This is a genomic window from Paenibacillus marchantiophytorum (genome assembly GCF_014640555.1).
Taxonomy (GTDB): Bacteria; Bacillota; Bacilli; order Paenibacillales; family NBRC-103111; genus Paenibacillus_E; species Paenibacillus_E marchantiophytorum.
The window spans coordinates 1-2,583 of sequence record NZ_BMHE01000112.1; the positions used below are offsets into that span (position 1 = coordinate 1).

Below are 2,583 nucleotides of genomic sequence, written 5' to 3' on the forward strand. Positions count from 1 at the left end.
ATATTCCGATGTCGGGATGCCTTGTAAAACGTTGAATTTCTCAGAGTCCCGCGAATCGGCCCGAATAACGCCATTGGCGTTGGGGTCTAAATCACTTAAAGGCATTGTTGTTCCTTGAGTAGGTGGGCCGATTATGTAAGGGCAATCGCCAGTGCCGCTTGGTGTACATGCTGGATCACCGGGCGTGCATCCACTGCCACCGTCATAATTAACTGTCATCGTCCATGTCAACTCATATTCATATGTTTTCCCTTGCATTATTGCAGTGAAGCTACCATACCACCTTAAACCTATAGCTTCCGGATATCTAGCAGCGTGGGGTAAGATATCTGTACCATTATTCATAAAAGGACCGACATCAAAATTAAATTTCATTTTTAAATTATCTACTTTTACAGAAGTTACAGACGATTGGGTATATAAAACACTCCCTGACACATCAAAGCTCTCTGGACTGTCATCAACAATAATAAGTGATGAATCGATCGAAGCATGAGTGTCCTTAAATGACCATGTTGAACTCGAACCATCCAACTCCGTTGAGAAGGGATATTTCCCCCCCGGTTGTATTTGAGGACATGGTGAAAATCCTGAAACATTTGAATCACAGCCCCCCGTGCCCATAGGGTTTGGGTTTCCACTCAAATCCCTAGCATCAAGAGTATTGCCATACCAATCATCCCACGTCCAATAAAAAGCCCTTGATCCTCCTGAATGATTTCTCCACCAATCAAAATTAAAATCATTTTGTACTTCGGTTGATTCAACGTCCCTTCCCATACCGTACAAAGTCCCTAAATTTGTAGTACAAGTAGTGTTAGTACAATTAGCAGTAATGCCCGAAGCATTTGAAACCAATGTTACTGAGGTAATTTGAGATTGTCTAACTGGGTCAGTAATATAATCACTAACCTTATAGGTCCTACTTGCATATGGTACTCCCGAATCTCGACTATAATATTTCCCTCCGGTTCCAGCAGTTAACTCAGAAATCAAAGATAAGTCACCGGTTATAGTTTCAACATCAGGCGCATTAGCCCCCTTTACCTCCTTCAGGAAATTTTGAAACGAACACAAAATAAAAATGAATACAAACAGCAAGTTAAGGACACGAAAGAGCATTTTCTTAGATGACATTCGGATCACCCACCTTGTTATTGATTGTGCACCTTATAATCAGGTGCAGAAATCAACAAATTTGTATTCATGTTTGCACTCGAAGGCTTCCCGCCACCATGATTATAATAATAAACATTAGGGACATAACCGATATGCATATTGGTTGTGTCAATAAACATGTCTCCCTTCGGATGCATTGTTGCAGTAACCCAGAAATAGTCAACATTAGGTTTTAAGTATGTAGGATCATACGGATTATTCCCACGCTTAACATTGATGTCAATTACATTTTGAGGTGTTTGCATTTTAGTAAACAAAATGTTGTCTGGTGTTTCTTGACTTGAATAATTCACCTTCCATTCTTTCCCATTATTACTTGGCCCAATATTTCGCACCGTAACACGTCCACCTTCTGAAGCATACCAACCTTGGGGATACGATCCAGTTAATGTTTGTTTTACTTTCGAGAAGGCCACATAGGAATTTTGGGGTATTGAAACACTTTGAGAATCTGACTGCATTCCAGTCGAATCAAACTTATCGAGATTAAACTTCATGCCTTCGGTTTCATCTTTAAATGGATCAAGCTTATCCCCCATGTCAACAACAATAAATTCGACTAGCTGCTCATGATAGATTCCATCGGGAGAATCCCATTTAGCTTTTGCAACTGAAAATTGATCTGCGTCTTGCCCAGATACATATCTAGGCCACATTGTAAAGATATTCGTTCCATGCCAAAGCACTTCTGCCCTCGACATAGCCCGTTTAGCGCTTTTTTCTAACGGAATTATCTCCCCCCCCTTAATCTTTTGAGTCCGACTTATCACCATTACAGATTGTGCACGATTTGTATTCTCATCTACTCCTAATTCACCAGTTTCATCCACTCCCTGAATAAGTCCTGATTTTGTTGCTAAATACATCCACTTATTGGAGTCAGATGTGTTTTGCCCACTTGCTCGAACAGCAATCTTCGCCATTTCTAGGCGAGTCATAGGTGCATTAAGGTCATCATCCGAAAAGTCACCATCCGCATAAATCCCTGCCTTCTTAGCCGCATCCATATATGCCTTGTACCAAGGATCGCTTCCAGCGCTATCAACATTAATGTGCAACGCAACAACGGCCATTTTCACAAACTCCGCACGACTTACTTTGCGATTCGGTTGAAAGGATCCATCGGCATACCCGTCAATATAGCCCTGTCCCCTTGCATCTGCAATTTGCGAAGCTGCCCAGAAATCTGCTGCAATGTCCGTAAATTCCTTCGAGTACGTAGCTGCTGAAACCGAAGATCCTCCCGTTACTGAAGGATTCGCATGTACTACATAAGCAGCCGAACCACCCACTACCAAACCTGTCAAAAGCATTCCTAATACTCTTTTTTTCATTGTTATATATCTCCCTCACTACTGCGTATTTGTACAATCATTAATAAAATATCCCTTTCTTACAGCCTCT

The 2,583-nt window shown here is 41.3% G+C and carries 2 protein-coding genes; both read right to left on the reverse strand.

All coding sequences use genetic code 11. The annotated features are described in order from the left end of the window. A partial coding sequence (locus IEY34_RS36045; protein ID WP_189021092.1) for a hypothetical protein occupies positions 1-1,137 on the reverse strand: 1,137 nt, incomplete at its 3' end. 17 nt (positions 1,138-1,154) lie between these two features. Next, positions 1,155-2,513: an S-layer homology domain-containing protein gene (locus IEY34_RS36050; protein WP_189021094.1), complete on the reverse strand. Its 1,359-nt coding sequence runs from the start codon at positions 2,511-2,513 to the stop codon at positions 1,155-1,157. Positions 2,514-2,583: the final 70 nt, after the last annotated feature.

Excerpts from the sequence above, each read along its gene's own strand:
- IEY34_RS36050 (WP_189021094.1), bottom strand. The coding sequence starts at position 2,513 with ATGAAAAAAAGAGTATTAGGAATGCTTTTGACAGGTTTGGTAGTGGGT.